The following is a 22,986-nucleotide window of genomic DNA, read 5'->3' as shown; positions in this document are numbered from 1 at the left end:
GGGGTGGCGTTCACTCGTCACCACGCAGGATCTGTCGTAACCGCTCGGTGTCGGCGACGGTCCAGCCGGCCGGCGACAGGATCGCGGCCCAGGCATCGGCGATATCGGCCTGGAAAGTGTGGCCGTGCCCGTCCGGCACATCGACCGCCACCGCCATGTCCGCCGACACCTGCAGAAACGTCACCACCGGGATCCAGCGGGTACTCGGCAAGACATCGCGTCCGCGTTCCTCGCGCAGCCAGTCAGGTTTCTGGAAGAGCAGTCCCGGCGTCCACCAGGTGATCGGGTCGGAGGCATGCTGGAGATAGACCACTCGGGGTGCGGGCCACTCGGTGCCGGGGCGGGCGAGATCCGGTGTGTCGGCGACGAATCGAACGGTGTGCCCGTCACGGTAGATCGGCAGCCACTGCGGGGAGCCGGGGTCGCGTCGTGCGGTGGCGTCGCGCCACACCGGATTGGTGGCGGTGGGACCGACGAACAGGACGCCGTCGGTACGGGCCGCCATGTCCTGAATGCCGGAGAACGCCGCCTCACCGCCGAAAGAGCCGAGGCTCTCCCCGAAAACCACCAGTTTCGGCCGACGATCGACCGGCATGAGGTCCCACTCGGCGTGCACCGCCTCGAACAATGCCTGCCCGGCCTGTCGAGCGCGCTCCTGATCGACGAGGAACGACAACCAACTGGGCAGGTAGGAGTACTGCATACTCACCAACGCGCTGTCACCGTTGGCCAGATACTCCAACGCCGAGGCGGTCGACTCATTGATCCACCCGGTACCGGTGGTGGTCGCGATCCCGAGGACCGCTCGTTCGAATCCACCGGCCCGACGCAATTCGGCAACGGCCAGATCCGCTTCGGCTCGGATGGTCTCCGCGGATTCGAGGCCGGTGTAGACACGAATCGGCTCGCGCGCGGGCTGTGCGCTGAATGCGGCGAGTTCGTTCGCGGTGGGACCACTCGACACGAAGATTCGGCCCTGTCTGCCCAGCGATTCCCACGTCACCAGTGAGCCGGGACCACCGGAACGCTCCGCGACAACGGGCTCCTCGGTATCGGGCGAGCTCTCCTGGTTCACGGCCTTGAAGGTCTCGTTGAGCATCGACATCGCCACGTCCGCGACCAACCCGTTCACCGCGGCGACAGCGACGGCGGCCACCAGCACACCGCCGAGCACCGCCGCGACGCGCGTCGGCATCACCCGGGCCAACAGTCCACCGACTCCTCTCGACATCGCCGAGCACAGCCGCGCTACCGCGATCAACACCGCGAACACGACAACGGCGATCGCCACGATGATCGGATAGGCGTGCCAGGCAAGTCCGTTCACCCCCATCAGCGAACGCAGATCACTCTGCCAATCGCCGTACCAGGCCAGCACCGCGACCGATCCGAGGCAGACCACGACGGCCAACGCCCACCACGCCACCGACGGCGTCGGCCGACGCGGTCGCTGCAGCATCCACCGCATCAGGGCGGCGACCGCGAGGCCGAGGGCATATCCGAAGGCGGCCGCGGCGCCGGTGACGATGCCTTGGAACAGCGGTCCTCTCGGCAGCAGCGACGGCGTCAGCGACAACCACACCAACACCGAGGCCCCCACTGCCCCGCTGAAAGACAATCCCCGACCTCGGGAAGCCGGTGGCGCGAACTCCTCGGCTCGTGCGGACGAGTCTTGCTGGCGTGAGCCGGTGGGGGCGTCGGGATCCTGGGAACTCATCCGCTCGCCCCGCTCCATGTAACTGCCCCGAATGCCACGGGTACCGAGGCCGCCGAACCCTCGGCTACCGGGCCGAGCCCGCCCCACCCCCCAGCTCGCCGGGTGATGTTGTCGACATGTCTCGCTCGACCGACCCGACGTCGGAAACGTCTACGCGTGGAATGCATTCGTTCCCCTGCGACTCGACCGAAATCCACCGGCGCACAGATGCCACTACCGAACCCGACGCAGCTCCGCGCATCGGCCAGAATCTGCGTTTCACCAAGAAAATTCGTGCTGTCAGGCCGACAACGAGGCCATATCCACAATTAGTTTCAGTGGAGTGGATTATACGACCAGGTGACCGTTCTACCCGGAATCCGGCAAGGTGAGCTGAATACAGGTCGACCCTGTTCGGTACAACCACTGGACAGGGTTGAATCTTCGCCAGGGCTACCTGACCGACACCCCTGCCGCTGGAAAATCTCGCCGTGTCCCCACGAAGGCGCGTAACCAGCCCGGATAATCCACGACATCGACGTCGAATACCTGCACACTGAGGCCGACCGGCAGTGCCGTCGTGGATTCACGGAGTCGGATCGGCGGCAATTCCGAGGTGAACGTCACCTCGCAGGCGTTCCATATCGAGCAGAACTCCGGGTAGACAGCGAGCTCGTCGAGTAGCTGCTCCGGCCAGTCCGCATGACCGAAAGTGCCGATTCGGCCACGCAATCCGCTCACCGTCGCCGCAGCGACGCAGTCCCAATCCAGGAGGACCTGCCGGGCGATCTCGTTCCCGAACAGCCAATGCAGCCCATTGTCCCCCACCCCCAGCCCCGGCAGCATCGACCGCGCTGCGGTGCTGAGTGCCAGGATATTGCCGCGGGCGTCGAAGTATCCCGCCACACCACCGCGATGCGCGTCGAGTATGCGCAGCGCGTCGTCGCTGATCCGGGCGCGCAATTGGTCCACCGTGGGCGTCGCGGTAATCGGTAGTCCGGCCAGATCGAACAGGTGCCGTCGCTCGGTCATCGTCAGCGCACGGGCCCGACCCAGACAATCGACCAAGGATTCGACGACCGCACGCGCTGGATGATCCCGGTCGCCCCACTCCAGGTGGGTGATGTAGCTGGCGCTGACTCCCGCCGACATGGCGAGTCGTTCACGCGACATTCGGCGTTCGTCGCGCAACCACCGTAAGAAGTTGCCGAATGTCGGCAACGTCAACAGTTCCGAATCGCGCGACCTGGTCAGTTGGTTCACGGCTTTCACTCCCGTTCGAGCCTTGCCTACGCCCTGCACGATAGCCACTACTGCCCGCTACCGGCCAGGAACACGCAGGTTCGGGTCGACGATAAAGGCCTTCCCCGAGGTTCGGCACAGCCCACGCGCGGCGCCGGTCCCGGAGCACCGACGACCGCGGTTCGGGCTTCGCGCCCTTTTGCTGCCTGTGCGCTGGCACTGGACGCGCTCGATACGGCTTGGGCCACTACGATCCGTGGACACCGTCTGTACCCGAATGAAAAGGAATCCCATGGCGCGCAAAGTCATTGTCAGCCTTATCGACGACTTCGACGGCACTTCCGAAGCCGACGAGACGGTCACCTTCGCAATCGACGGAGTCGCCTACGAAATCGATCTGTCCGATACCAATGCCACCAAACTGCGCGAAACCTTCGACCAGTGGCTCCCCTACGCCCGCCGCATCGGCCGCACCAAGTCGTCCGCCGGTCGACCCGCCGCGAAAACTCCTGCGAGCACACCGATCCGTCGCAACGACCTCGCGGCCATTCGCGCTTGGGCCGCCGACAACGGCCACACGGTATCGACGCGCGGACGCATCTCCGCGGACATCATCGCCGCCTATGACGCAGCCTCCGCCTGAGATACACCGATGACCCCGAATGACGTAGTGGATTTCGGCGGATGGCCGGCCGCGTATGACCGACAACGGGTCGCGCGTCGGATCCCGGCGTAGATGTGTGGCCGGTGCCCAGGCGTCCGGGCGCACAACGTCCGGGTCCAGCACCGACCCCGCTCAGACCTCGGCGAGGACTGCGGCATCCACATATCGCGGATCACGGGCGATCGCGGCGAACCCGGACCCGCCGTCGGCGCCGACCGCTTCCTGTTTCTCGGCAAGTCGAACGAGCAAGTCGAAGTAGCTCGCCTCGGCCGTCCGCAATTGCGCGATCGTGGGTGTGAGGTCGATATCGGTGGCGAACCTCGCCCCGTCAACACCCACCGACAAGGTCGCCAGCCACCCCCGCGAATCGGCCTCGAACAGCGACCCGCTGGTCTCGGCCCAGAACAGCACCACACTCGGCGCCGCCGCGGAACTCGACCGCCCCGCCGCGGCGAGCATCACCAGCGCGGTATAGATGTTCGACTCACAGAACCCGAAGTGCATCAGATACGCCTCGAGCGCTCCTTCGCGATACCGCAGCACATAGGTCAGCCCGCCGGTGTCCTCCCCGAAACAGTCGGCGAAATACTCCCGTGGCGTTGTCCCCTGCTCGGCCTGGCGCCAGTCCGGCGCTTTCCCGTCCCAGAACCACCCGTCGTACATCGAGTCGTGATTGTCGATGCTGCCCGGCCCCAGCGCCGGTGTCCGCAACCACTGTTCGAATGCCGCCCGATCCATGGGAATTCGCGCAGCGACAACAAACGTGTCCGACACAACCTGCTCCTCATCGATCTCGTCCGCGCCCACTGTCCCGGGCCCACGCGCCATCCTAGGATCCCGGTTCGCTCGTCGCCCATCGCCCGACTGCCCGCCGCGCACCGGGCGGTTCGCCATCAGGCAATACATCGACACAGCGGCCCAGCAAATACTTGACTGATTCCAGAAAACGGGGAACACTGCGAACATGCCCACCGACGCGGAGTTCCAGCAGATGCTGCGGGGAGTATCCGTGCGGGTGACGGCACCCCGGGTGGCGGTACTGAGCGCCGTGCACGCCAGCCCACACTCCGACACGGATTCGATCATCCGTGCCGTTCGATCTCGCCTGTCGGCGGTCTCGCATCAGGCCGTCTACGACTCTTTGCGCACGCTCACCACAGCCGGATTGCTCCGATGCATCCAACCCCGCGGTCTGCTGGCTCGGTACGAGGCCCGGGTCGGTGACAACCACCATCACGTGATCTGCCGAACGTGTGGCGCCATCGCCGATGTCGACTGCGCGATCGGCGACGCGCCCTGCCTGACCGCCTCCGACGACCTCGGCTTCGCGATCGATGAGGCCGAGGTCATCTACTGGGGCCTGTGCCCCGAGTGCGCGAACTCCGCGCACAGCGAAGCCAACTCCGCTCGCAGCCTGTAAGACCCGTCCAGGAAGGAATATCGTGACCTCCGATAGCCGCCCACCTGCACCTGACGCCGATACGCTCAGCAACAGCGAGAGCGAGAATCCGGCGATCCCCTCGCCCACCGCGCAGACCGATCGCCGCCCCCACTCCAACAAGGACTGGTGGCCGGAACAGATCGACGTATCGGTCCTGCACGCGCACTCGTCCAAGTCCAACCCGCTGGGCGAGAACTTCGACTACGCGGCGGCCTTCGCCGAGCTCGACGTCGAGGCGCTCAAAGCCGATATCGCCGCGGTGCTGACCGACTCGCAAGACTGGTGGCCCGCCGACTACGGCAATTACGGTGGCCTGTTCATCAGGATGAGCTGGCACGCGGCAGGCACCTACCGCATCGCCGACGGACGTGGCGGCGGCGGTCAGGGCGCGCAACGTTTCGCGCCGCTCAACAGCTGGCCCGACAACGCCAACCTCGACAAGGCTCGCAGGCTGCTGTGGCCGGTCAAGCAGAAGTACGGCGACAGCATCTCCTGGGCCGACCTGCTCGTGTTCACCGGCAACGTCGCCCTCGAGTCCATGGGTTTCCAGACGTTCGGCTTCGGCTTCGGCCGACCCGATGTCTGGGAGCCCGAGGAAGTGTTCTGGGGCCCGGAGGACACCTGGCTCGGCGACGAACGCTACAGCGGCGACCGTGAGCTGTCGGGCCCGCTCGGCGCGGTCCAGATGGGTCTGATCTACGTGAACCCGGAAGGGCCCAACGGCAGGCCGGATCCGGTGGCCGCGGCACGCGACATCCGCGAGACCTTCGCGCGCATGGCGATGAACGACGAGGAGACCGCCGCCCTGATCGTCGGCGGTCACAGCTTCGGCAAGACCCACGGTGCCGGCGATGCGAATCTGGTCGGCCCCGAACCCGAGGCCGCGCCGCTCGAGCAGCAGGGCCTGGGCTGGAAGAGCACCTACGGCACGGGCAAGGGCAAGGACGCGATCACCAGCGGGCTGGAGGTCGTGTGGACGGCCACCCCGACCCAGTGGAGCAACGGCTTCCTGCAGAACCTCTACGGCTTCGAATGGGAACTCACCAAGAGCCCCGCCGGCGCGTGGCAGTGGAAGCCGAAAGACGGTGCGGGCGAAGGCCTTATCCCCGATCCGTTCGATGGCCCCGCGCGCACCCCGACGATGCTCACCACCGACCTGTCCCTGCGCGAGGACCCGATCTACGCGGAGATCACTCGACGCTGGCTCGACCACCCCGAGCAGTTGGCCGAGGCATTCGCGAAGGCCTGGTACAAGCTCTTGCACCGCGACATGGGCCCGCTCAGCCGTTACCTCGGCCCGTGGGTACCCGAGCCGCAGCTGTGGCAGGACCCCGTTCCCGCCGTCGACCACGCACTGATCGACGAGCAAGACATCGCCGCGCTGAAGGACACCGTGCTCGCGTCCGGCCTGTCGGTCGCGCAACTGGTCAAGACGGCGTGGGCATCGGCCGCGAGCTTCCGCAGCACCGATAAGCGCGGCGGCGCGAACGGCGCCCGGATCCGGCTCGAACCCCAGCGCGACTGGGAGGTCAACGAGGCCGCCGAGCTGGCGAAGGTATTGCCGGTCCTCGAGCAGATCCAAAGTGATTTCAACGCCTCGGCCACCGGTGGCAAGGCAGTCTCGTTGGCCGACCTGATCATCTTGGCCGGTTCGGCGGCGATCGAGAAGGCCGCCGGCGACGCCGGTCATCAGGTCGCCGTGCCGTTCTCACCGGGGCGCACCGATGCCTCGCAGGAGGACACCGATGTCGACACCTTCGATGTGCTCGAGCCGCGCGCCGACGGGTTCCGCAACTACGTGCGGGCAGGCGAGAAGGCTCCGCTCGAGCGTCTGCTCCTCGACCGCGCGTACATGCTCGACGTGACCGCGCCGCAGTTGACGGTGCTGATCGGCGGCTTGCGTGCGCTCGGCGCCAACTACGGTGGCACCGCACACGGTGTCTTCACCGACCGGCCGGGCGTGCTGTCGACCGACTTCTTCGTGAATCTGCTCGATCAGAGCACGGAGTGGAAGGCCTCGGAGTCGGCGGAGAACGTCTACGACGGTGTCGACCGGCGAACCGGCGAGAAGCGATGGACAGCCACCGCCAACGATCTGCTCTTCGGCTCACACTCGGTGCTGCGCGCGGTGGCCGAGGTGTACGCGCAGAACACAGCGGGCGCGAAGTTCGTGAACGATTTCGTCGATGCCTGGGTCAAGGTGGTCGACAACGATCGGTTCGACCTGCGCTGATCTGTCCGGCGAACCCCGGTCGACCCGAAGTCGGCCGGGGTTTGTCGCGTCAGCCTCCGGTTTGGACGCGGCGCGTCCGGGTATCGCCGACTTGTACACCCAGGACCGCCACCGGGGACGGGATGGCCGAACTCTCGACCGGTAGGCGGGCGGTTGCCGGGACCAGTGCGCCCCGTGCGGACGCTGTCCCAGACGACGGCCCCGGCAACCGCCAACCACGATCGCGGTGCCCGAGCGAGCTATCGCGAATGCCGCCACACGCGAAGTCCCCATGAACCCAGCAAAACGGAAAGAGACATGTGCAGACAAAAGGCGAAGACGACAAGCTCTGCCCCATAGTCTCGGATCCACGTCCCCATCGACGGGGAGGCGATGCATCCTGTTGCCACCAGCGCGAACGACACAATGACGGCAAGCGGCGCCAACGGCGCCAACTCGTCACCGCGTTCGTCTGATATCCCACGGTGCGAATCATCGCCGTACTCCGGCACCGCGAACCGATTATCGATGCGAGTTCTGATGTAGACCATGCCATCCTCCACCCGGCCACCCCAGCCGGACAATTTCACCCACGCCCGAATATTCCCCTGATAGCGACGATCGGCTCAGCCGAGAATTGCGGTCGTTGAAGTCGACGCCGCTCCGTCGGTGACCCATAGCGTGCCAGATCACCGAAGTCGATGGAAGCCGAAAACGCGAACTCGTTCACCGATTTCCGGGGTCGTCATTTATCGGTGAAAGATTTCTTGCGGCAACAATGTGGCTCCACGCTGGGCGCGCAGCTACATAACACGTCGAATGGACAGCGAATCCATCGAAATAGTTTATGAAATCGTGACAATCGCGGGCGCGGTGACGGCTCCACGGCAACGGTCGACCGCGATCAGTTTCGCACCGGAGGCGAATGCACGAACAATTCGGCACATACAGCACGAATTTTCATTCACTAACAGTGAATTATCGTTCCGACAGGTCACCCTCCCAACCGGACTCGCTCACGGCCGTTCGCCCGCCGATTCGCACGTCAGGACACCCCGACCGCCGTCCCTCGACGGTAGCGGCCGGGCACGGATATCCACACCGCCCCCGCGAGAACAGCACGGAACAACCCGTGTCGTCGAAGAAGCGCGCATCATCGAAACCGAACCGGCCGAACGCCCCACCTTCCCGCGTCGACGGCGTTATTCACGGAGCGGATATCTATTCCGCGCGTTCCGGATCGGCGCGTAATCCGCCGAGCAGGGTGACGATGACGGTTTCGACATCGTCGGCGGCTCGGCCGGGGTCGGGTCCGGCGGCGATGACCAGAACAGCGTTGCAGTAGACGCTGAAAAGGATGTCGGCGGCGGCGGAGACGGGAACGGGTTTGGCTTCACCGGTTCGCATGGCCTCGGCCAGGGTCGCCCGGATCAACGGAAGCGACTGCTCTTCATCGAGTTCGCGCACGCGGTCCCACCCGAGCACGCTGATCGCCTGCCGCAGCAGCGCCCTGGCGTCGTCGTCGACGACATAGCTGCGCAGAAACGCGCGGGTGGCCTGTTCGACGCGTTGCCAGGCGGTGGCCTCGGACGGCATGGCGGCGACGGCGGCGTGCATGACCGCGGCCTGGCTGGCGCGGAAGACCTCGGCGAAGATCTCCTGCTTGTCCCGAAAGTGGTGATACACGGCGCCGTTGCTCGATTGCGAGGCGCGGGCGATCTCGTCGATCGAGGTCGTTTCGAAGCCTTTGCTGGTGAACAGTGCGCGTGCCGCGTCCAGCACTGCCGTTCTGGTGAGGGCCGCACTGATATCGCGGCGACGGGGCTTGACGTCACTCATAGAGCCGACCATACTCGCAGACTGTAACTCGGTTACAGAGTCACACTCTGTGAATGTACGTTCGTCCGCGAGACCAGCCCGCCATCCTCGCCCGCGAACCCCTGTCGTTCGTCTCCACCGCTGACCCGGTCCGGGACGAGAAGCCCGAAGGAAGGAACCCCACGATGACCTCCATCACGCGAACAACCAGCGCGTCACCCGATGTCACCGACCACACCGTGCCCGCCGAAGCCGCTGCCCGGCTGCGGCGCGACGTCGAACAGCTCGTCGGTCTGGACCGTCGCACGGTGGGCCGGGGCGAACGCGAATCCGCGCGCTACCTCGCCACCCGGCTCGCCGAGATCGGCGCGAAGGATATCGCTACAACCACATTCCGAACTCAATCATCCTGGGCACCAGCACATTTGGCCTACCTCGCGATCGGGGCCGACCTCGCGCTGCTGTCGAATCCCGCCGCGCGGATCGCGGGAGCCGCCGTGGCGGCGGCCTACGAGCTGGAGGTTTCCGGGCGCCTGAATGTGGCGAAGCGATTGTTGCCTGCCCGCCGCGGAACTTCCGTGTCCGCCCGGATCCCCGTCGAGGGAACGACCCGGCGAACCTTGGTGCTGGTGGCCCATCACGACGCCGCGCACATGGGCATGGTCTGGCATCCGCACGCGGTGGCCGGCAGCCGCTCGTTGGCGAAGTCGACCGGCCGCGCGCTCCCGAGCCACGCGATGCCACTGGCGGCGTTGACTGCGGCAGCGATCCCTTCCCGAAAGGCTCGCGCCGCCGCCGGGGCGATCATGGCCATCAGCGCCGCCCTGATGGTTCAGTCGATGCGCAGCCCGACGGCGCCGGGCGCCAATGACAACGCGTCCGGTGTCGCGGGAGTCCTCGAAGTGGCGCGTCAGTTGGCGCTCGACCCGCTGCCCGACACCACGGTCGTGATCGTGTTCCCAGGCGGCGAGGAAGCCGCCAACGGCGGCATCCGGGACTGGCTGCACACGACCGGACGCCACCTCGACCCCGCCACGACACTGGTTGTCAATCTCGACGCGGTCGGCAGTCACGGACCACTCGGTGTCGCCCGCCGTGAAGGGCTGACGAACCGCTCCGACGCCGGTGCCGTCGACCGGGCGCTGCGGGCCGCGGCCGAGTTGGACCTTTCGGTCGACGAGATCGCCATCCCCAACGCGACCGACGCCGCCGTGATGACCGTCGCGGGCCTGCCCACGGTGTCGCTGCTGTCAGTCGAGGACGGATGGATCAGCAACCTGCACCAACCCTCGGATACCGTCGACAACGTCGACTGGAACACCGTGCACAATGCGGTGCGCCTGACCGGACACATCGCGCGGACGTGGGCGACAGAGTCCGCCCACACCGAGGTCGAGGTCGACCGACCATGAACGCCGTCCGCACCGACGATCCGGGAGTTCCCACCACCGGCCGCCGATTGATCGCGCACCGGTCAGGTCGCGTACTGACCGTCAGGTTCGACAACCCGCCACGCCACTTCTTCGACGAACAGATGAGCATCGAGCTCGACGCGCTGACCAAAGCTCTGCGCCGGGATTCCACGGTGCGAGCGGTGATATTCACCGGCTCGGCCGACACCTACCTCACCCACTTCCACGTCCCCGCCCTCCGCCGAGGTGCCGAGGCGGCGCCGGTCTCGATCGGCTACCGCCCCGCCCGACTGATCGCCGCCGCCGCGCGGCTCACCGTCGCCTGCCGACAAGCCGACGCGGCGCTGCGACATACCGTCGCCCGCGACGCGTTGTTCGTGGCCCGCACCTACGCCGCATTGGACCGGCTGTCACGTCTCGACCAAGTGGTGATCACCGAGATCAACGGGTTGGCCCTGGGCATGGGGTTCATCTTCGCGCTGGCCTGCGATATCCGGATCATGGCCGACGACACCGAGATCGGGTTGGTCGAATCGGGCCTGGCGGTTCTCGCGGGCGCGACCGGCACGCAACGGCTGACCCACGCCGTCGGCGCCGCGACCGCGGTCGAGCTGCTCCTGGAGGGTCGCGTGCTGACCGCTGAGGAAGCCGCGCGGTCGCGTCTGGTCCACCACGTCTACCCGCGTGCCGAGTTGCCCGCGCGAACGCGTGCGATCGCGGAGCGTCTGGCCGGCCGATCTCCGGCTGTCACTCGCGAAATCAAACGGTCGGTCTACGATTCCGCCACGCGACCGGCACGGGCTGCCCTCCGCGCGGAGACGGCGAGCCTGATCCGCACCCTCACCACCGATGACGCGGCGCGGGCGTTGGCTATCTACGACGACTACCTCGCCACGCACGAGCCCTTGACCGACGAGGTGATCCTGCGGGGCTGGACACCGTTGCTCGGAAACGCCGACACCGGACAGCACATCTGAACACGCGAAACGCGGGGCAATCCCTCGAATCGGTCAGCGCAGCCGACCGGTGCTCGGTGCCGACACCCCAGCGAGAGATTCGCGCCCGCGATCGAATCCCGTACTCGCTGTCGATCCCTTCCCTTCACCACGCAATGTCTCGAGGAGCCATTCATGTCAAGCCATCGGGCCCACGAGGTCGCCGTTTTCGGAGCGACCGGCTACACCGGAAAACAGATCGTCCGTGAGTTGCTCGCCGCCGGCCGCGACGTCGTCTGCGTCGGCCGCGACCGCGCCACACTCGAAGCGCTGACCGCCACCTTTGGTCAACCCGTTCCGATCGAAATCGTGGATTTGACCGATCGCCCACGGCTCGAGGCGATCTGCGCCATGGTGACCACCGTCGTCAACGCCGCGGGTTCGTTCGCCGAGACCTGCGAACCGATCGCTCGCGCCGCGATCACCACGCGAACTCACTACCTCGACATCAGCGGCGAGCAAAGCCCGATCCGGTTCGTGTTCGACGAGTTACACGACCTCGCCGTGTCCGCCGGGATCGCGGTCATTCCCTCCGCGGCGTTCTACGCCGCGCTCGCCGATATGCTCGTGCCGATCACCGCTGCCGGCCTCGACCGCATCGATACCGTCGATATCGCCTACGACATCACCGATTGGACCCCCAGCGGCGCCGCATACAACAATTTCCTGCGCGGCATCGGCCAACCCGTCGTCCAGTTCGATCACGGATTCATCGATGTCGCCACGCCCGCCTATTACACGGCCGACTTCGGCCGAACGCGGGGAGCACAGCGAGTTTTCACCTATCCCGCACCCGAAGTGCTCACCCTCCCGCGACACCAGAATATCGACCGCATACGGACATCGATGACGACATCCACCTTCAGAACACCAGTTCCGGACCGACTCGTGCCAACAGTGACCAGAGCGATCGGGAAGGGATTGCGGGGACCCGCCGCACCCCTGGTGAAAAAAGTTCTGGAGGCCACGACCGGTTCCTCACACGACAGGATCGACAACGATCCCACCCGTTTCCGAATCGCGGTCACCCTCCGAGCCGACACGATCGTGCGAACAGCGACCCTCGCCGCGGCGGGAATCTTCGACATCACCGCGCCGATCGCCGCCAGAATCGCCGAAGTCACCCTTCACGACTCCTTCGAGGCAGCCGGTGCGTTGGCCCCCGCGCAGGTTGTCGATCCGAAGACTTTTCTCGCCGGACTCACCGAGCACGGCCTTTCCTACCACCTGGGCACCGCGACAGGCGATCTCGCGCAGTGACCGGTGGTGGCCAGCGGCCGGGCTCGCGTGCCTGACGTCCGGACCGTCAGGCACGCGAGGCGGGTTGCCCCGGGCCGGAGACCAGCAGCTCAGTCCGCGGCGACCTCGCTGCGGTCACCGCTCCACAGCGTGTGGAACTTGCCCTCCGCGTCGGTGCGCTCGTAGGTATGGGCTCCGAAGAAATCACGCTGCCCCTGGGTCAGCGCCGCGGGCAGCCGCTCCGCGCGCAGTGCGTCGTAGTAGGACAGCGAGGACGCGAACGCCGGGACCGGGATGCCGAGCAGGGTGGCGGTGGACACCACGCGCCGCCAGCTGTCGATCGCGGTCTCGATGGCCTCACGGAAGTACGGCGCGAGGATCAGGCTCGGCAGGGCGGGATCCTGCTCGTAGGCATCCTTGATCCGGTTCAGGAACCGCGCCCGGATGATGCAGCCACCGCGCCAGATCGTCGCCAGATCGCCGGGGCGCAGATCCCAGCCGTACTCGGCGCTGCCCGCGGCGATCTGGTCGAAGCCCTGTGCGTAGGCAACGACCTTGGACGCGTAGAGGGCCTGCCGGATGTCCTCGGTGAACTGCTCGACATCGGTGGGCTTGGCGGCGAGCGTGCCCGACGCGAGACCCACCGCGGCTTTGCGCTGAGCGCGCGAACCCGACAGCGCCCTGGCGAAGACCGCTTCGGCGATGCCGGTGACCGGCACACCGAGATCGAGTGCGGACTTCACCGTCCACCGGCCGGTGCCCTTCTGTTCGGCGGCATCGACGATGACGTCGACCAGCGGCTTGCCGGTCTTCGCGTCGACCTGCGCGAGCACCTGCGCGGTGATCTCGACCAGGTAACTCTCCAGGTCCCCGGAGTTCCACTGGGTGAACACGTCCGCGATCTGTCCGGCGTCGAAACCGAGCGCGTCACGGAACAGGTGGTAGGCCTCGCCGATCAACTGCATATCGGCGTATTCGATGCCGTTGTGCACCATCTTGACGAAGTGCCCGGAACCGTCGGGGCCGATGTGGGTGCAGCACGGTGTCCCGTCGACCTGCGCCGCGATCGACTCCAGCAGCGGGCCGAGCGACTCGTAGGATTCCTTCGGCCCGCCCGGCATGATCGCGGGACCGTTGAGCGCGCCCTCCTCACCGCCCGAGATGCCCGCCCCGACGAAGTTGAGGCCGCGCTCGGCCATGGCGGCCTCGCGGCGAATCGTATCGGTGTAGAGGGCGTTGCCGCCGTCGATGATGATGTCGCCCGGCTCCATCGCGGCAGCCAGCTCCTCGATGACGGTGTCGGTCGCCGCACCGGCCTTGACCATGATCAGCACGCGGCGCGGCTTCTCCAGCGCCGCGACGAACTCCGCCACGGTCTCGGTGCGGACGAAGTCACCGTCACCGCCGTGCTCGGCGAGCAGCGCGTCGGTCTTGGCCACGGAACGGTTGTGGAGCGCGACGGTGTAGCCGTGCTTGGCGAAGTTGCGGGCGATATTGCTGCCCATCACAGCCAGCCCGGTCACACCGATGTGTGCACGCGCGGTAGAGGTCGACATTGATCAGCTCTCTTCGTTCGGCGGAGTCGATAGGTGCAGAGTCCTTGCCAGGCAAGTTACTGGGTGCCGGTCCGGCGCCGAACACCTACCACCATGACCGGGCGATCGCTCGAACCCGGGGCCGCCCCGCGTGTCGGCGGTCGCTGCTACTGTCGTTCGAGTTCCGACACGGGGTGTCTCGCGACCGCGAGGCTGAGAACAGACCCGCTGAACCTGCTCAGGTAATGCTGACGAAGGGATGTCACGGTGTTGCACGCCCACACCACGAATACAGACCTGTTCACCGATCATCTCTGGGACCGGACCAAGGTCCTGCGCAGCGCGATCGACGAACTGGAGTTCCTGCGCCACCTCGGCGAGGGCACCTTGCCGCTCGAGGTGTTCCGCACCTACATCGAACAGGATTCGCTGTATCTGACCGGGTACTCGAAGGCGCTGGCGATTCTCGCCGCCAAGTCGCCGGACCCGCAGACCGCGGCCTTCTGGGCGACGTCGTCGGCGAACGCCGCCGCTGTCGAGTCGGCCATGCACGAGGGCATGCTCACCGGTGGAGCGCTGCCCCCTCGCCAGGGTGAACCGGAGCATTCCCAGACCTGTCTGGCGTATGTCTCCTACCTGATCGCCGCCGCCGCGACCGAGTCCTACGCGGTGGCCGCGGCGGCCGCGCTGCCCTGTTTCTGGATCTATGCCGACGTGGGCCGAGGCTTGGCCGAGAGCGCCGCGAAGGTGATCGCCGCCGACGCCGCCCACCCCTACGCGCAGTGGGTCGCCACCTATGGCGCGCCGGAGTTCCAGCAGTCCGCGGCCACGGCTCGATCGCTGGTCGACGCCGCCGCCGAGTCGGCGAGCGAGGGTGAGCGGGCCGCGATGGAGAAGGCGTTCGTCCTGGCCGTGCGCTACGAACTGATGTTCTGGGACACCGCCCTGCATCCGCAGCCCTGGCCTGCCGCGTGAGCGGGGGTCTGCGCCGCGCGCTCGCGGTCATGGCGACCACCGTCGCGGTCCTGTCGCTGGTCACCGCGTGCGGTTCGGGCGCCGGCTCGGATCAGACCATCCGGTTCGCGCTGGACTGGACGCCGAACACCAACCACTCCGGCCTGTATGTCGCGCTGCAGCGCGGCTATTTCGCCGATGCCGGTCTGGACGTGCAGGTGCTGCCGTACAACAACACCGCGGTCGACACGGTTGTCGATGCCGGGAACGCGGAATTCGGGATCAGTACCCACAATTCGTCGACCTTCGCCCGCGCGTCGGGAGCGCGAATCCAGTCGGTGCTGGCACCGCTGCAACACTGGGCCACCGGGATCGGCGTCCGCGCCGACCGTGCCGACCTCGCGAGCCCGAAGAATCTGGATGGCAAGACCTACGCCGGTTTCGGCGACCCGGGCGAGAAGGAGTCACTCGCGCAGGTCATCCGCAACGACGGCGGCACCGGTGAATTCACCTCCGTCATGCTGGGATCGTCGGCGTACGAGGCCGTCTACTCCGGAAAAGCGGATTTCACCGTCTCGTATCTGGCGTGGGAAGGCATCGAGGCCGAGCACCACGGCACCCCGATGAAATACTTCCGCTACACCGATTACGGTTTCCCGGACGCCTATGCCATCGTGATCGACGCCAACGAAGGCTGGCTCGCCGCGAATCCCGACCGGGCGAAGAAATTCATCCAGGCCCTGCAACGCGGATACCAATTCGCCGCCGACAACCCCGACGCCGCCGCCAAGGATCTCATCGAGGCCAACCCGGGTGCGTTCAACGACGAGAAGCTGGTCTTCGACAGCCAGCGCATGCTGGCCGAACAGTTCATGAAAGACCCGAACGGCCGAGTCGGCACCCAAACCCTCGAGCAGTGGTCAGCGAATTCCCGATTCCTGTACCGCGCCGGCCTGCTCACCGGACCCGATGGCAAACCGCTCACCACCGAACCGGACTGGTCTACGTATTTCACCGATGTCTACCTTGCCACCCCGTGACCGGTCCGTAGACCCGGTCGTCGCGCCCGTCGGCGACCGGACCGGTCGCTGGGCGCGAATCCGGTGGGCGGTGCCGTCGATCGTCACCCTGGCCGCTCTCGTGGCCGGGTGGCAGTTCTATGTCACCTCCAGCGGTGTGCGTCCGCAGGTGCTGCCGTCGCCGCTGCGCGTGGTGGAGCAGGGCTGGGCCCATCGCGGCGAGATCGCCACCCACGCCGCCGCCACCTTCCAGGTCACGGTGATCGGCTTCGCGGTCTCGCTGAGCGCGGCGTGGGTGCTGGCCGTGATCGTCGACTTCTCGCCGTGGCTGCGGCGCGCGTTGGTGCCGCTGTTCGTGGCGTCACAGACGCTGCCGATCGTCGCCATCGCGCCGTTGATGATCATCTGGTTCGGGTTCGGTCTACTGCCGAAGATCCTGGTGGTCGCGTTGGTCACCTTCTTCCCGATGGCCATCGGCCTGATCGAGGGGTTCGCCGCGGCCGATCGTGACGCGGGCGCGCTGCTGCGCAGTATGGGCGCCTCCCGGGTGCAGGAGTTCCGGTATGTGCGGCTGCCGTCGGCGATGCCGCGCTTCTTCACCTCGTTGCGGATCGCGATCACCTACGCGGTCGTGGGTGCGGTGTTCGCTGAATACGTCGGTGCCAGTGCCGGTCTCGGCATCTACATGAGCCTGCAGAAGAACTCGTTCCGCACCGATCTGGTGCTGGCGGCGGTTGTGGTGACCGCGCTGCTGAGTATCGCGCTCTACCTGGCGACGTTCGCGGTCGAGCGCCTCGTCGCGCCGTGGGCGCGCACGGAGAACAGGAGCCGACGTGACTGACACCGAAGACGACCGGATCGTCGTCGACCGGATCGTCAAATCGTTCCCCCAACTCGGTCGTCGCAGCCCTGATCTCGAAGTGCTGGCCGGAGTGTCGTTCACTGTCCGATCGGGCGAGTTCGTCACGATCATCGGCCCCAGCGGCTGCGGCAAGAGCACGGTGTTCAACATGCTGGCCGGACTCGAATCCCCCGATTCCGGCAGCGTCGGATTCCGTGCGGCCGACGGCGAGAACACCGCCTCACATTGTGCCTACATGCCACAGAAGGACCTGCTGTTCCCCTGGCGGACCATCCTCGACAATACGATCCTCGGCTTGCGCGTACAGGGTGTCCCGAAAGCGGCGGCCAGGCGCCGCGCGCGCGAGCTGTTCGGGGTTTTCGGCCTGTCCGGTTTCGAGAATGCCCGCCCGTCCCAGCTGTCGGGCGGGATGCGACAGCGAGCCGCGCTGCTGCGCACCGTCGTCCAGGAGCGCGAACTGCTGTTGCTCGACGAACCCTTCGGCGCGCTCGACTCACTGACTCGCACCGAGATGCAGTCGTGGTTGCAGCAGGTCTGGCAGCGCTATCGCTGGATGGTCCTGATGATCACCCATGATGTCCGTGAGGCCGTGTACCTGTCGGACCGGGTGATCGTGCTGTCGGCGCGCCCGGCCACCGTGCGCCACGAACTGCGCATCGACCTGCCGCGACCACGCGAGCTGGCCATCATCACCGCCCCCGAATTCGTCGCGCTGGAAGAAGAACTGCTCACGATCCTGCACGAGGAGTCGCGTCGCTCACTCGGTAACCGATAACGCCCGAAAAGGTGTGGCGCGAGTGACAACTCCGACGTTGGTCGCGGAAATCAGTACGCGCCGACACCTTTCCGAATGACGACCATGGATGCGCCGTGACATCTGCCACCACATCCAGCGGGATCACCCGCGAGGCTCAGCCCACAGGTTTCAGCTGACTCAGCAACCCGAGGTTTTCGACCAGCGCGCCGTCTTGGCCGAGCGCTGTGAAGTCGGCCTCGACTTCGGACAGGGCGAGCTTGCCCGCGCGCACCGCCTGGTAACGCACGTACGACCAGAGGAAGACGTCGAGATTGTCGAAGCGGGTTCCGCCCTCGAGGACTTCCTCCTCGTGGAACCACACCGCGATCTGACCGGTGGTGAGCACGCAATAGAGGTTGCCGCCGCCGTCGGCACCGAGGGAGAACACGTCCTCGTCGGTCAGTTCGGTGGTGTAGTCGGCATCGAGAATCCCACACGTGTTGCCGGCGAAGTCGAAAGCGTAGGACCAGTCGTAGATGTCGAGGAACTGCGGCAGCCGACCGGAGCGGACCCGGCGGTCGAAGGCGGCGAGCGCGGCGGCATCGTCCGGGGACAGTCGTTCGAGAAATGGTTCCACCGCACGGGTTTCGGCGGGGACGACGACAGGTTCACTGTCCGGGAACCAACGGGCGAGATCGGCATCGAGATCACGATCGGTGTAGCCGACAAGATCGGCGAGGGTGAGTGTCACGCCGAAAGTGTAGAAACGACCTCCGACACGTGTGGACTCGAGCGCCCCGGTGGAGAAGGTCAGCGTTCGAGGGCACTCAGGAAGCTCTCGGCGGCATCCTGGACCCGGCTACGGTCACCGGTGGCGAGCAGGTCGAGTAGCAGTCCACGAATGGTCGCGATCACCAACGTTGCTGTGCGGGTAGCGGTCTCGGGGTCGGTTCCCGGTGTCCGGGCCTCGCGCAACGAGGTCATCCAATCGGTGACGACGTGGTCGAGAAAGTCCGCGAACTGCTCAGGGGCCTGTAGGGCGCGTCCATAGGCGGCGAAGAACAACCGAAACTCCGCCTGCATTCGCGGGTCCGAGGTTCGCTCCCAGACCGCGCGCGCTGCCGCCGCCACGTCGGGATGCGGGCCTGCCGTATCGCTGGTGGCGGCGAACATGCGCCGCCGTAACCGCTCGAGGACGACCTGGAGCATCTGTTCCTTGGTGCCGAAGTGGTGCACCAGCGTGGTCGCCGAGACGCCGAGGCCGGCGGCGACCGGTCGCCACGACAGCTCCGAGAGCCCGCGTTCGACCATGTAATCCACTACCGCGTCGAGCAATTCGTCTCTGCGCTGGTAGTCGACCGGACGTCCTGCCATCACCTGTCTCCCGATTCGCCACGTTGACATTCCTAGAACGACTGTACTATCTATATTAATAGAACGACCGTACGAGAAATAGATGAGTGGTCAGGAGTCCCCCATGTCACGAGTCGTCGTCTTCGATGAGACCGGCGCCCCCGAAGTCCTGCGTCTGGTCGACGAACCGGTCGGTGCCCCCGGCCCCGGCGAAGTTCGGCTCGCGGTCGAAGCCGTCGGCGTCAATCGCCTCGACCAGATGATCCGCGCGGGCAACTCACCGCGACCGATCCACCTGCCACGCGCCCGCCTCGGCATCGAAGCGACCGGCACGATCGATGCCGTCGGTTCGGGAGTCCAAGGGTGGGCCATCGGCGACGCGGTCATCGTCACGGCCGTGCCCGATATGGACACCAACGGCACCTACGCCGAACACCTCGTCCTTCCCGCTGACCGGGTCGTCGCCAGGCCCGCCGGGCTGGACGCCACCAGCGCGGCAGCGTTGTGGGTGGCGTACTCCACCGCTTACGGCGCGCTCGTCGAAAAGGCCGGGGTGCGGCCCGGCGACCATGTCCTGATCACCGCCGCCTCCAGTGGTGTCGGCTTGGCCGCCATCCAGATCGCCGGCCAGATCGGCGCTGTCCCCCTCGCTGTCACCCGGAGCGCCTCGAAAGAACCCGCCCTGCTGGCCGCCGGTGCCGCCACCGTCATCGTCACCGACCGCGACGATATCGTCGAGGCCACGCATCGCTTTACCAACGGCACCGGCGCCGACATCGTCCTGGACTCGGTCATGGGTCCCGGCCTGGCCGATCTCGCCACCGCGGCCAAGCGATTCAGCGGCAGGCTGATCACTGTCGGCTGGCTGGACCCGCGGCCCGCACCGTATCCCGCCGACCCGATCACCATGATCCGGTACATGAGCTTCGAACACACCCTCGACCCCGCGGCCGTACACCGCATCACGGCCTTCCTGAGCGCCGGCATCCGCACCGGCGCACTGCGCCCGGTCATCGATACCGTGTTCACCCTCGACGACATCGTCGCCGCCCACCGCTACCTGGAACGGGGCCACCACACCGGCAAGATAGTCGTCACCATCTGACGCCACCCACGGCTCCAACCTCCGCCGTACCCGTCCGGCTAGAGCTCGAGGTACTTGATGACCGTTGTGGCGAAGTTCTGTTCCGCAGATCGAAGTCGTTCCACCTCGGCATCGGGGATCTTCTCTCGACCCTGATCGGCACGCGCGGTGACGAAGTCGCTGGTATCCCTGGCCAGTTTCATCGCCGCGGTGACGATCACCTCGGAGCCCGCGACAACCATCACCCGACTCAGTGCCGCGTCTATCCGAGCGTCGTGCTCCGCGCGCCCTTCGACGCCGACACTGCCTTTCTCATCCGCTGTCGGTCCGACACCTCGAACCTGAGGTTCTGAGTACATGACGTATCGCCGGAACGTACGGACAGCTGCCAGGAAGTCGATGCACGCGTCTCTCCGCTCGGTCAATCGCTTGTCCGCGATGCTCAGCGCATGAGCGCGAGTGTGCGCCCTCGAGGTGATCAGGCCACCGACGAGGACGCCGACGATGGCCGCGGTTGGGCCGAGAACGGCCAGAAGGACGTGCACACAAAGCTCCGAACACCTAGACCTCGGCGGACTTTCGTGAGTTTAGTCGGTTCCCCGCGGCGCGAGCAGACGGCGAGTTGCGGGCTCCTCGACCCGCAGCCTCAACCGACCCGAATCAGGTAGTGGGCGCGGCGATCTCGCGAGCGCTGCGAAGCAACGCCTCGATCACCGCCCGCTTGTCGGGTTCCCGCATCGGGTGGGTCAACATACCCTCGACGACGAAAACCCCCATCGAAACCAACGGATCCACGTCGTCGGCGGATATGCCGAGCCCTATCAGCTCCGCCCGGAACAGGCCCTCGGCCAGCGCGTGGAACTGCTCGTGCCATTCAGCGACGGCCGGGGACTCTTTCACGCGGGCGTGCACCGTGTTCACCAGGCGGCCCAGCTGCTCCAATTCCGTGACCAGCCACAACAGTCGATCCGCCAATCCGGCATCCAGGATTTCGCCGTAGGCGGCCATGGAGTCGGCCAGGATCGCGTCCAAGACCGTGATCAGTACCGCGTCTTTGTCCTGGAAGTACCAATACAGAGTGTTCGACACCACTCCGGCCTCGCGAGCGATCCGCGCCATCGAGGCCGCGTCATAGCCCTCCTCGGTGAACAACCGTCGAGCCGCCACCACGATCTCCGCGCGCTTCTCCTCGCGGTCGCGAGGACGTCTGTTGCGAGGCATGTTCGATTCCTGACTTCGTCACCAACGTTGGCCCGACCCTATCCGGGACGGCAGCCACGACATCGCGGTCCCGGGCCGACACCGAACGCGCGGTGCGAGTTCAGCCGTTCTTGAAGGGGTTGAAGGTCTTTCCGACGAAGTAGCCCAGGCGGATGGGCAGGGGCTTCATAGCGGCGGCGGAGATCTTGTTGACGACGCCGGGCACGCACACGGGTTTGCCGTTCATCACCGCCGCCAAGGCCTCGGTGACGACGGCGTCGGGCTGCTGCCAGAGGATGGCGGGTAGGTGGTCGGCTTTGTCGCGAGTGCCCATGACGTCGTGGAATTCGGTGTGGGTCAAGCCGGGGCACAGGGCGGTGACGTGGATGCCGTGAGGTTTGAGTTCCATGTCGAGGGATTGCGAGGCGTTGAGGACATAGGATTTGATCCCGGTGTAGAGCAGGCTGGCGCCGGGTGGGGCGAACGCGGCCACCGAGGACAGGTTGATGATGCGACCCCACTGCCGCTTCTTCATGCCGGGGATGACCCGGTGGGCGAGTTCGGTCGGAGCGGTCACCATCAGCTGGATCTCCCCGGCAAGGGCATCCCATGGGGTATCGGCGAACGCGGTCTTGCCCGACAGTCCCGCGTTGTTGATGAGTACGTCGATGTCCAGGCCCTGTTGGTCGGCGAAATCCACAATCGCGGCGGGTGCGGCGGGATCGGTGAGATCGGCGGCGAACACCTCGCAGCGCACACCGTGGTCGCCGGTCAGCTGCTCGGCGAGTTCCCGGAGACGGTCAGCGCGGCGGGCGACCAACAGCAGCTGGTAGCCGCTCGCGGCCAAGTGGCGGGCAAACGTCGCGCCGATGCCGGCGGACGCGCCCGTGATCAGCGCGGTACGAGGGGATGTCGTCATGATTTCCTTCGCTCGGGTGGCACGGATGGGTGAGGTGTCAGGCGAGTGGACCTGGCAGCTCACGAGAACTGGTCGTGAATGCGGGCCTGGCGATGCCGATATCGCCGCGGTACGGGCCGACCGGGCCGGTCAGCAGGAAGGGCCGGGGCACGCGGCGCTGAGAGTCGGTGAATCCCCAGGTGCCCAGGCCCAGATAGACGCCGGGCGCGGCCCGGCGCACCTCGTCCACCATGTTGATCGACCCACACATCGAGATGTAGGCGCGATAGATCAGCGTGTAGGCCGGAGCGCCGTCGTAGCGCGACGGTGCCAAGAGTGTGCGCATCGGGTAGCGCTGCCGGACCTGACCGAACTCGCCGAAAGTGTTGTAGCCACGCCCGCCGTTCGCATCCACCGGCCGGAATGCCTTGCACAGCCACGGACCGAGCGGATTGGCCACGGCCACCTTTCCGGTCACCACCGCGAACAAGTTCGGCTGGGCCAGCAGAGCGGCGGTGTACTCGCCCTCCATCTCGGCGATCGCAGGGGCTTCCAGGGTGGTGAACAGGGCGAGCAGATCGCTGTTGTCGAGGCGGCGCAGTTCGTCGGCGGCGTGGGTGTCCAAA

The 22,986-nt window shown here is 66.4% G+C and carries 22 protein-coding genes and 1 riboswitch; of the genes, 11 read left to right on the top strand and 11 right to left on the bottom strand.

The genetic code is table 11. The features are described from left to right. Positions 1-10: 10 nt before the first annotated feature. Together NA12_RS00600 and NA12_RS00595 are read right to left on the bottom strand one after the other, a co-directional pair. Positions 11-1,717 (bottom strand): alpha/beta hydrolase, encoded by a 1,707-nt coding sequence (locus NA12_RS00600; RefSeq protein WP_165914792.1) that lies wholly within the window; start codon positions 1,715-1,717, stop codon positions 11-13. Between the two features lie 432 nt (positions 1,718-2,149). Continuing rightward, positions 2,150-2,959, bottom strand: a complete 810-nt coding sequence (locus tag NA12_RS00595) for an MmyB family transcriptional regulator (RefSeq protein ID WP_067444611.1) — start codon at positions 2,957-2,959, stop codon at positions 2,150-2,152. Positions 2,960-3,230: 271 nt separating this feature from the next. On the opposite strand from NA12_RS00595, the gene NA12_RS00590 reads away from it, so the two are divergent. Further along, positions 3,231-3,581, top strand: coding sequence for a histone-like nucleoid-structuring protein Lsr2 (locus NA12_RS00590; RefSeq protein WP_067444608.1), 351 nt, complete (start codon positions 3,231-3,233; stop codon positions 3,579-3,581). Between the two features lie 153 nt (positions 3,582-3,734). Here the strand turns inward: NA12_RS00590 and NA12_RS00585 are convergent, their stop codons facing one another. Beyond that, positions 3,735-4,376 (bottom strand): hypothetical protein, encoded by a 642-nt coding sequence (locus NA12_RS00585; protein WP_132369820.1) that lies wholly within the window; start codon positions 4,374-4,376, stop codon positions 3,735-3,737. Positions 4,377-4,566: 190 nt separating this feature from the next. Here NA12_RS00585 and NA12_RS00580 point away from each other — a divergent pair, with 190 nt between their 5' ends. Beyond that, a complete protein-coding gene (locus NA12_RS00580) occupies positions 4,567-5,022 on the top strand; it encodes a Fur family transcriptional regulator (RefSeq protein WP_067444600.1) in 456 nt (151 codons plus the stop codon). A gap of 22 nt (positions 5,023-5,044) precedes the next feature. After that, the gene (gene katG, locus NA12_RS00575) at positions 5,045-7,276 is read left to right on the top strand and encodes a catalase/peroxidase HPI (RefSeq protein WP_067444597.1); all 2,232 of its coding nucleotides are present in this window, start codon (positions 5,045-5,047) and stop codon (positions 7,274-7,276) included. A gap of 1,200 nt (positions 7,277-8,476) precedes the next feature. On the opposite strand, the gene NA12_RS00565 is transcribed toward katG, so the two are convergent. Then, positions 8,477-9,094: a TetR/AcrR family transcriptional regulator gene (locus tag NA12_RS00565; RefSeq protein WP_067444591.1), complete on the bottom strand. Its 618-nt coding sequence runs from the start codon at positions 9,092-9,094 to the stop codon at positions 8,477-8,479. A 53-nt stretch (positions 9,095-9,147) separates the two neighbouring features. On the opposite strand from NA12_RS00565, the gene NA12_RS00560 reads away from it, so the two are divergent. The 3 genes from NA12_RS00560 to NA12_RS00550 all read left to right on the top strand — a co-directional run bounded on the left by NA12_RS00560 (position 9,148) and on the right by NA12_RS00550 (position 12,740). Beyond that, complete coding sequence (locus tag NA12_RS00560) at positions 9,148-10,485, top strand: M28 family metallopeptidase (protein ID WP_067444587.1); 1,338 nt, start codon at positions 9,148-9,150, stop codon at positions 10,483-10,485. Then, positions 10,482-11,462, top strand: a complete 981-nt coding sequence (locus NA12_RS00555; RefSeq protein ID WP_067444584.1) for an enoyl-CoA hydratase/isomerase family protein — start codon at positions 10,482-10,484, stop codon at positions 11,460-11,462. The genes NA12_RS00560 and NA12_RS00555 overlap by 4 nt, the downstream gene beginning before the upstream one ends. A gap of 153 nt (positions 11,463-11,615) precedes the next feature. Continuing rightward, positions 11,616-12,740: a saccharopine dehydrogenase NADP-binding domain-containing protein gene (locus tag NA12_RS00550; protein WP_067444581.1), complete on the top strand. Its 1,125-nt coding sequence runs from the start codon at positions 11,616-11,618 to the stop codon at positions 12,738-12,740. Positions 12,741-12,829: 89 nt separating this feature from the next. Here the strand turns inward: NA12_RS00550 and gnd are convergent, their stop codons facing one another. Next, positions 12,830-14,275 carry an NADP-dependent phosphogluconate dehydrogenase gene (gnd, locus tag NA12_RS00545; RefSeq protein WP_067444578.1) on the bottom strand — a complete coding sequence of 482 codons (1,446 nt, stop codon included), beginning with the start codon at positions 14,273-14,275 and terminating at the stop codon, positions 12,830-12,832. A gap of 159 nt (positions 14,276-14,434) precedes the next feature. Further along, positions 14,435-14,531: riboswitch (TPP riboswitch) on the top strand. Here gnd and NA12_RS00540 point away from each other — a divergent pair. The 4 genes from NA12_RS00540 (at position 14,522) to NA12_RS00525 (ending at position 17,864) form a co-directional block, all read left to right on the top strand. After that, complete coding sequence (locus NA12_RS00540) at positions 14,522-15,229, top strand: TenA family protein (RefSeq protein ID WP_067445198.1); 708 nt, start codon at positions 14,522-14,524, stop codon at positions 15,227-15,229. It overlaps the preceding riboswitch by 10 nt. A 29-nt stretch (positions 15,230-15,258) precedes the next feature. Beyond that, positions 15,259-16,248, top strand: coding sequence for an ABC transporter substrate-binding protein (locus tag NA12_RS00535; protein WP_067445200.1), 990 nt, complete (start codon positions 15,259-15,261; stop codon positions 16,246-16,248). Positions 16,249-16,318: 70 nt separating this feature from the next. Beyond that, positions 16,319-17,068, top strand: a complete 750-nt coding sequence (locus NA12_RS00530) for an ABC transporter permease (protein WP_371855966.1) — start codon at positions 16,319-16,321, stop codon at positions 17,066-17,068. Beyond that, positions 17,061-17,864 carry an ABC transporter ATP-binding protein gene (locus NA12_RS00525; protein WP_067444575.1) on the top strand — a complete coding sequence of 268 codons (804 nt, stop codon included), beginning with the start codon at positions 17,061-17,063 and terminating at the stop codon, positions 17,862-17,864. The genes NA12_RS00530 and NA12_RS00525 overlap by 8 nt, the downstream gene beginning before the upstream one ends. A gap of 136 nt (positions 17,865-18,000) precedes the next feature. On the opposite strand, the gene NA12_RS00520 is transcribed toward NA12_RS00525, so the two are convergent. Next, positions 18,001-18,576, bottom strand: coding sequence for a hypothetical protein (locus NA12_RS00520; protein WP_067444572.1), 576 nt, complete (start codon positions 18,574-18,576; stop codon positions 18,001-18,003). 59 nt (positions 18,577-18,635) lie between these two features. Then, a complete protein-coding gene (locus NA12_RS00515; RefSeq protein WP_067444569.1) occupies positions 18,636-19,199 on the bottom strand; it encodes a TetR/AcrR family transcriptional regulator in 564 nt (187 codons plus the stop codon). Between the two features lie 103 nt (positions 19,200-19,302). On the opposite strand from NA12_RS00515, the gene NA12_RS00510 reads away from it, so the two are divergent. Further along, positions 19,303-20,283: a zinc-dependent alcohol dehydrogenase family protein gene (locus NA12_RS00510; protein ID WP_067444567.1), complete on the top strand. Its 981-nt coding sequence runs from the start codon at positions 19,303-19,305 to the stop codon at positions 20,281-20,283. Positions 20,284-20,321: 38 nt separating this feature from the next. Here NA12_RS00510 and NA12_RS00505 read toward each other — a convergent pair whose 3' ends face one another. The 4 genes from NA12_RS00505 to NA12_RS00490 form a co-directional block, all read right to left on the bottom strand. After that, positions 20,322-20,807, bottom strand: coding sequence for a hypothetical protein (locus NA12_RS00505; protein ID WP_067444564.1), 486 nt, complete (start codon positions 20,805-20,807; stop codon positions 20,322-20,324). Positions 20,808-20,922: 115 nt separating this feature from the next. Beyond that, positions 20,923-21,483, bottom strand: coding sequence for a TetR/AcrR family transcriptional regulator (locus NA12_RS00500; RefSeq protein ID WP_067444561.1), 561 nt, complete (start codon positions 21,481-21,483; stop codon positions 20,923-20,925). Positions 21,484-21,583: 100 nt separating this feature from the next. Continuing rightward, positions 21,584-22,381 (bottom strand): SDR family NAD(P)-dependent oxidoreductase, encoded by a 798-nt coding sequence (locus NA12_RS00495; RefSeq protein ID WP_067444558.1) that lies wholly within the window; start codon positions 22,379-22,381, stop codon positions 21,584-21,586. 37 nt (positions 22,382-22,418) lie between these two features. Then, complete coding sequence (locus NA12_RS00490) at positions 22,419-22,985, bottom strand: hypothetical protein (RefSeq protein ID WP_067444555.1); 567 nt, start codon at positions 22,983-22,985, stop codon at positions 22,419-22,421. Position 22,986: the final 1 nt, after the last annotated feature.

Origin of the sequence: Nocardia alba NBRC 108234 (assembly GCF_001612665.1) — a bacterium.
Lineage (GTDB): Bacteria > Actinomycetota > Actinomycetes > Mycobacteriales > Mycobacteriaceae > Nocardia > Nocardia alba.
The sequence above is the reverse complement of the archived record's forward strand: the minus strand, read 5'-3'. Positions and strand labels throughout refer to the sequence as shown.

Bases quoted from the DNA above. Each gene is read 5' to 3' on its own strand.
- NA12_RS00565 (WP_067444591.1), bottom strand. From the start codon at position 9,094: ATGAGTGACGTCAAGCCCCGTCGCCGCGATATCAGTGCGGCCCTCACC.
- NA12_RS00560 (WP_067444587.1), top strand. From the start codon at position 9,148: ATGTACGTTCGTCCGCGAGACCAGCCCGCCATCCTCGCCCGCGAACCC.
- NA12_RS00580 (WP_067444600.1), top strand. From the start codon at position 4,567: ATGCCCACCGACGCGGAGTTCCAGCAGATGCTGCGGGGAGTATCCGTG.
- NA12_RS00510 (WP_067444567.1), top strand. From the start codon at position 19,303: ATGTCACGAGTCGTCGTCTTCGATGAGACCGGCGCCCCCGAAGTCCTG.
- NA12_RS00600 (WP_165914792.1), bottom strand. From the start codon at position 1,717: ATGAGTTCCCAGGATCCCGACGCCCCCACCGGCTCACGCCAGCAAGAC.
- NA12_RS00495 (WP_067444558.1), bottom strand. From the start codon at position 22,381: ATGACGACATCCCCTCGTACCGCGCTGATCACGGGCGCGTCCGCCGGC.
- NA12_RS00550 (WP_067444581.1), top strand. From the start codon at position 11,616: ATGTCAAGCCATCGGGCCCACGAGGTCGCCGTTTTCGGAGCGACCGGC.
- NA12_RS00590 (WP_067444608.1), top strand. From the start codon at position 3,231: ATGGCGCGCAAAGTCATTGTCAGCCTTATCGACGACTTCGACGGCACT.
- NA12_RS00535 (WP_067445200.1), top strand. From the start codon at position 15,259: ATGGCGACCACCGTCGCGGTCCTGTCGCTGGTCACCGCGTGCGGTTCG.
- NA12_RS00555 (WP_067444584.1), top strand. From the start codon at position 10,482: ATGAACGCCGTCCGCACCGACGATCCGGGAGTTCCCACCACCGGCCGC.
- NA12_RS00515 (WP_067444569.1), bottom strand. From the start codon at position 19,199: ATGGCAGGACGTCCGGTCGACTACCAGCGCAGAGACGAATTGCTCGAC.
- gnd (WP_067444578.1), bottom strand. From the start codon at position 14,275: ATGTCGACCTCTACCGCGCGTGCACACATCGGTGTGACCGGGCTGGCT.
- NA12_RS00500 (WP_067444561.1), bottom strand. From the start codon at position 21,483: ATGCCTCGCAACAGACGTCCTCGCGACCGCGAGGAGAAGCGCGCGGAG.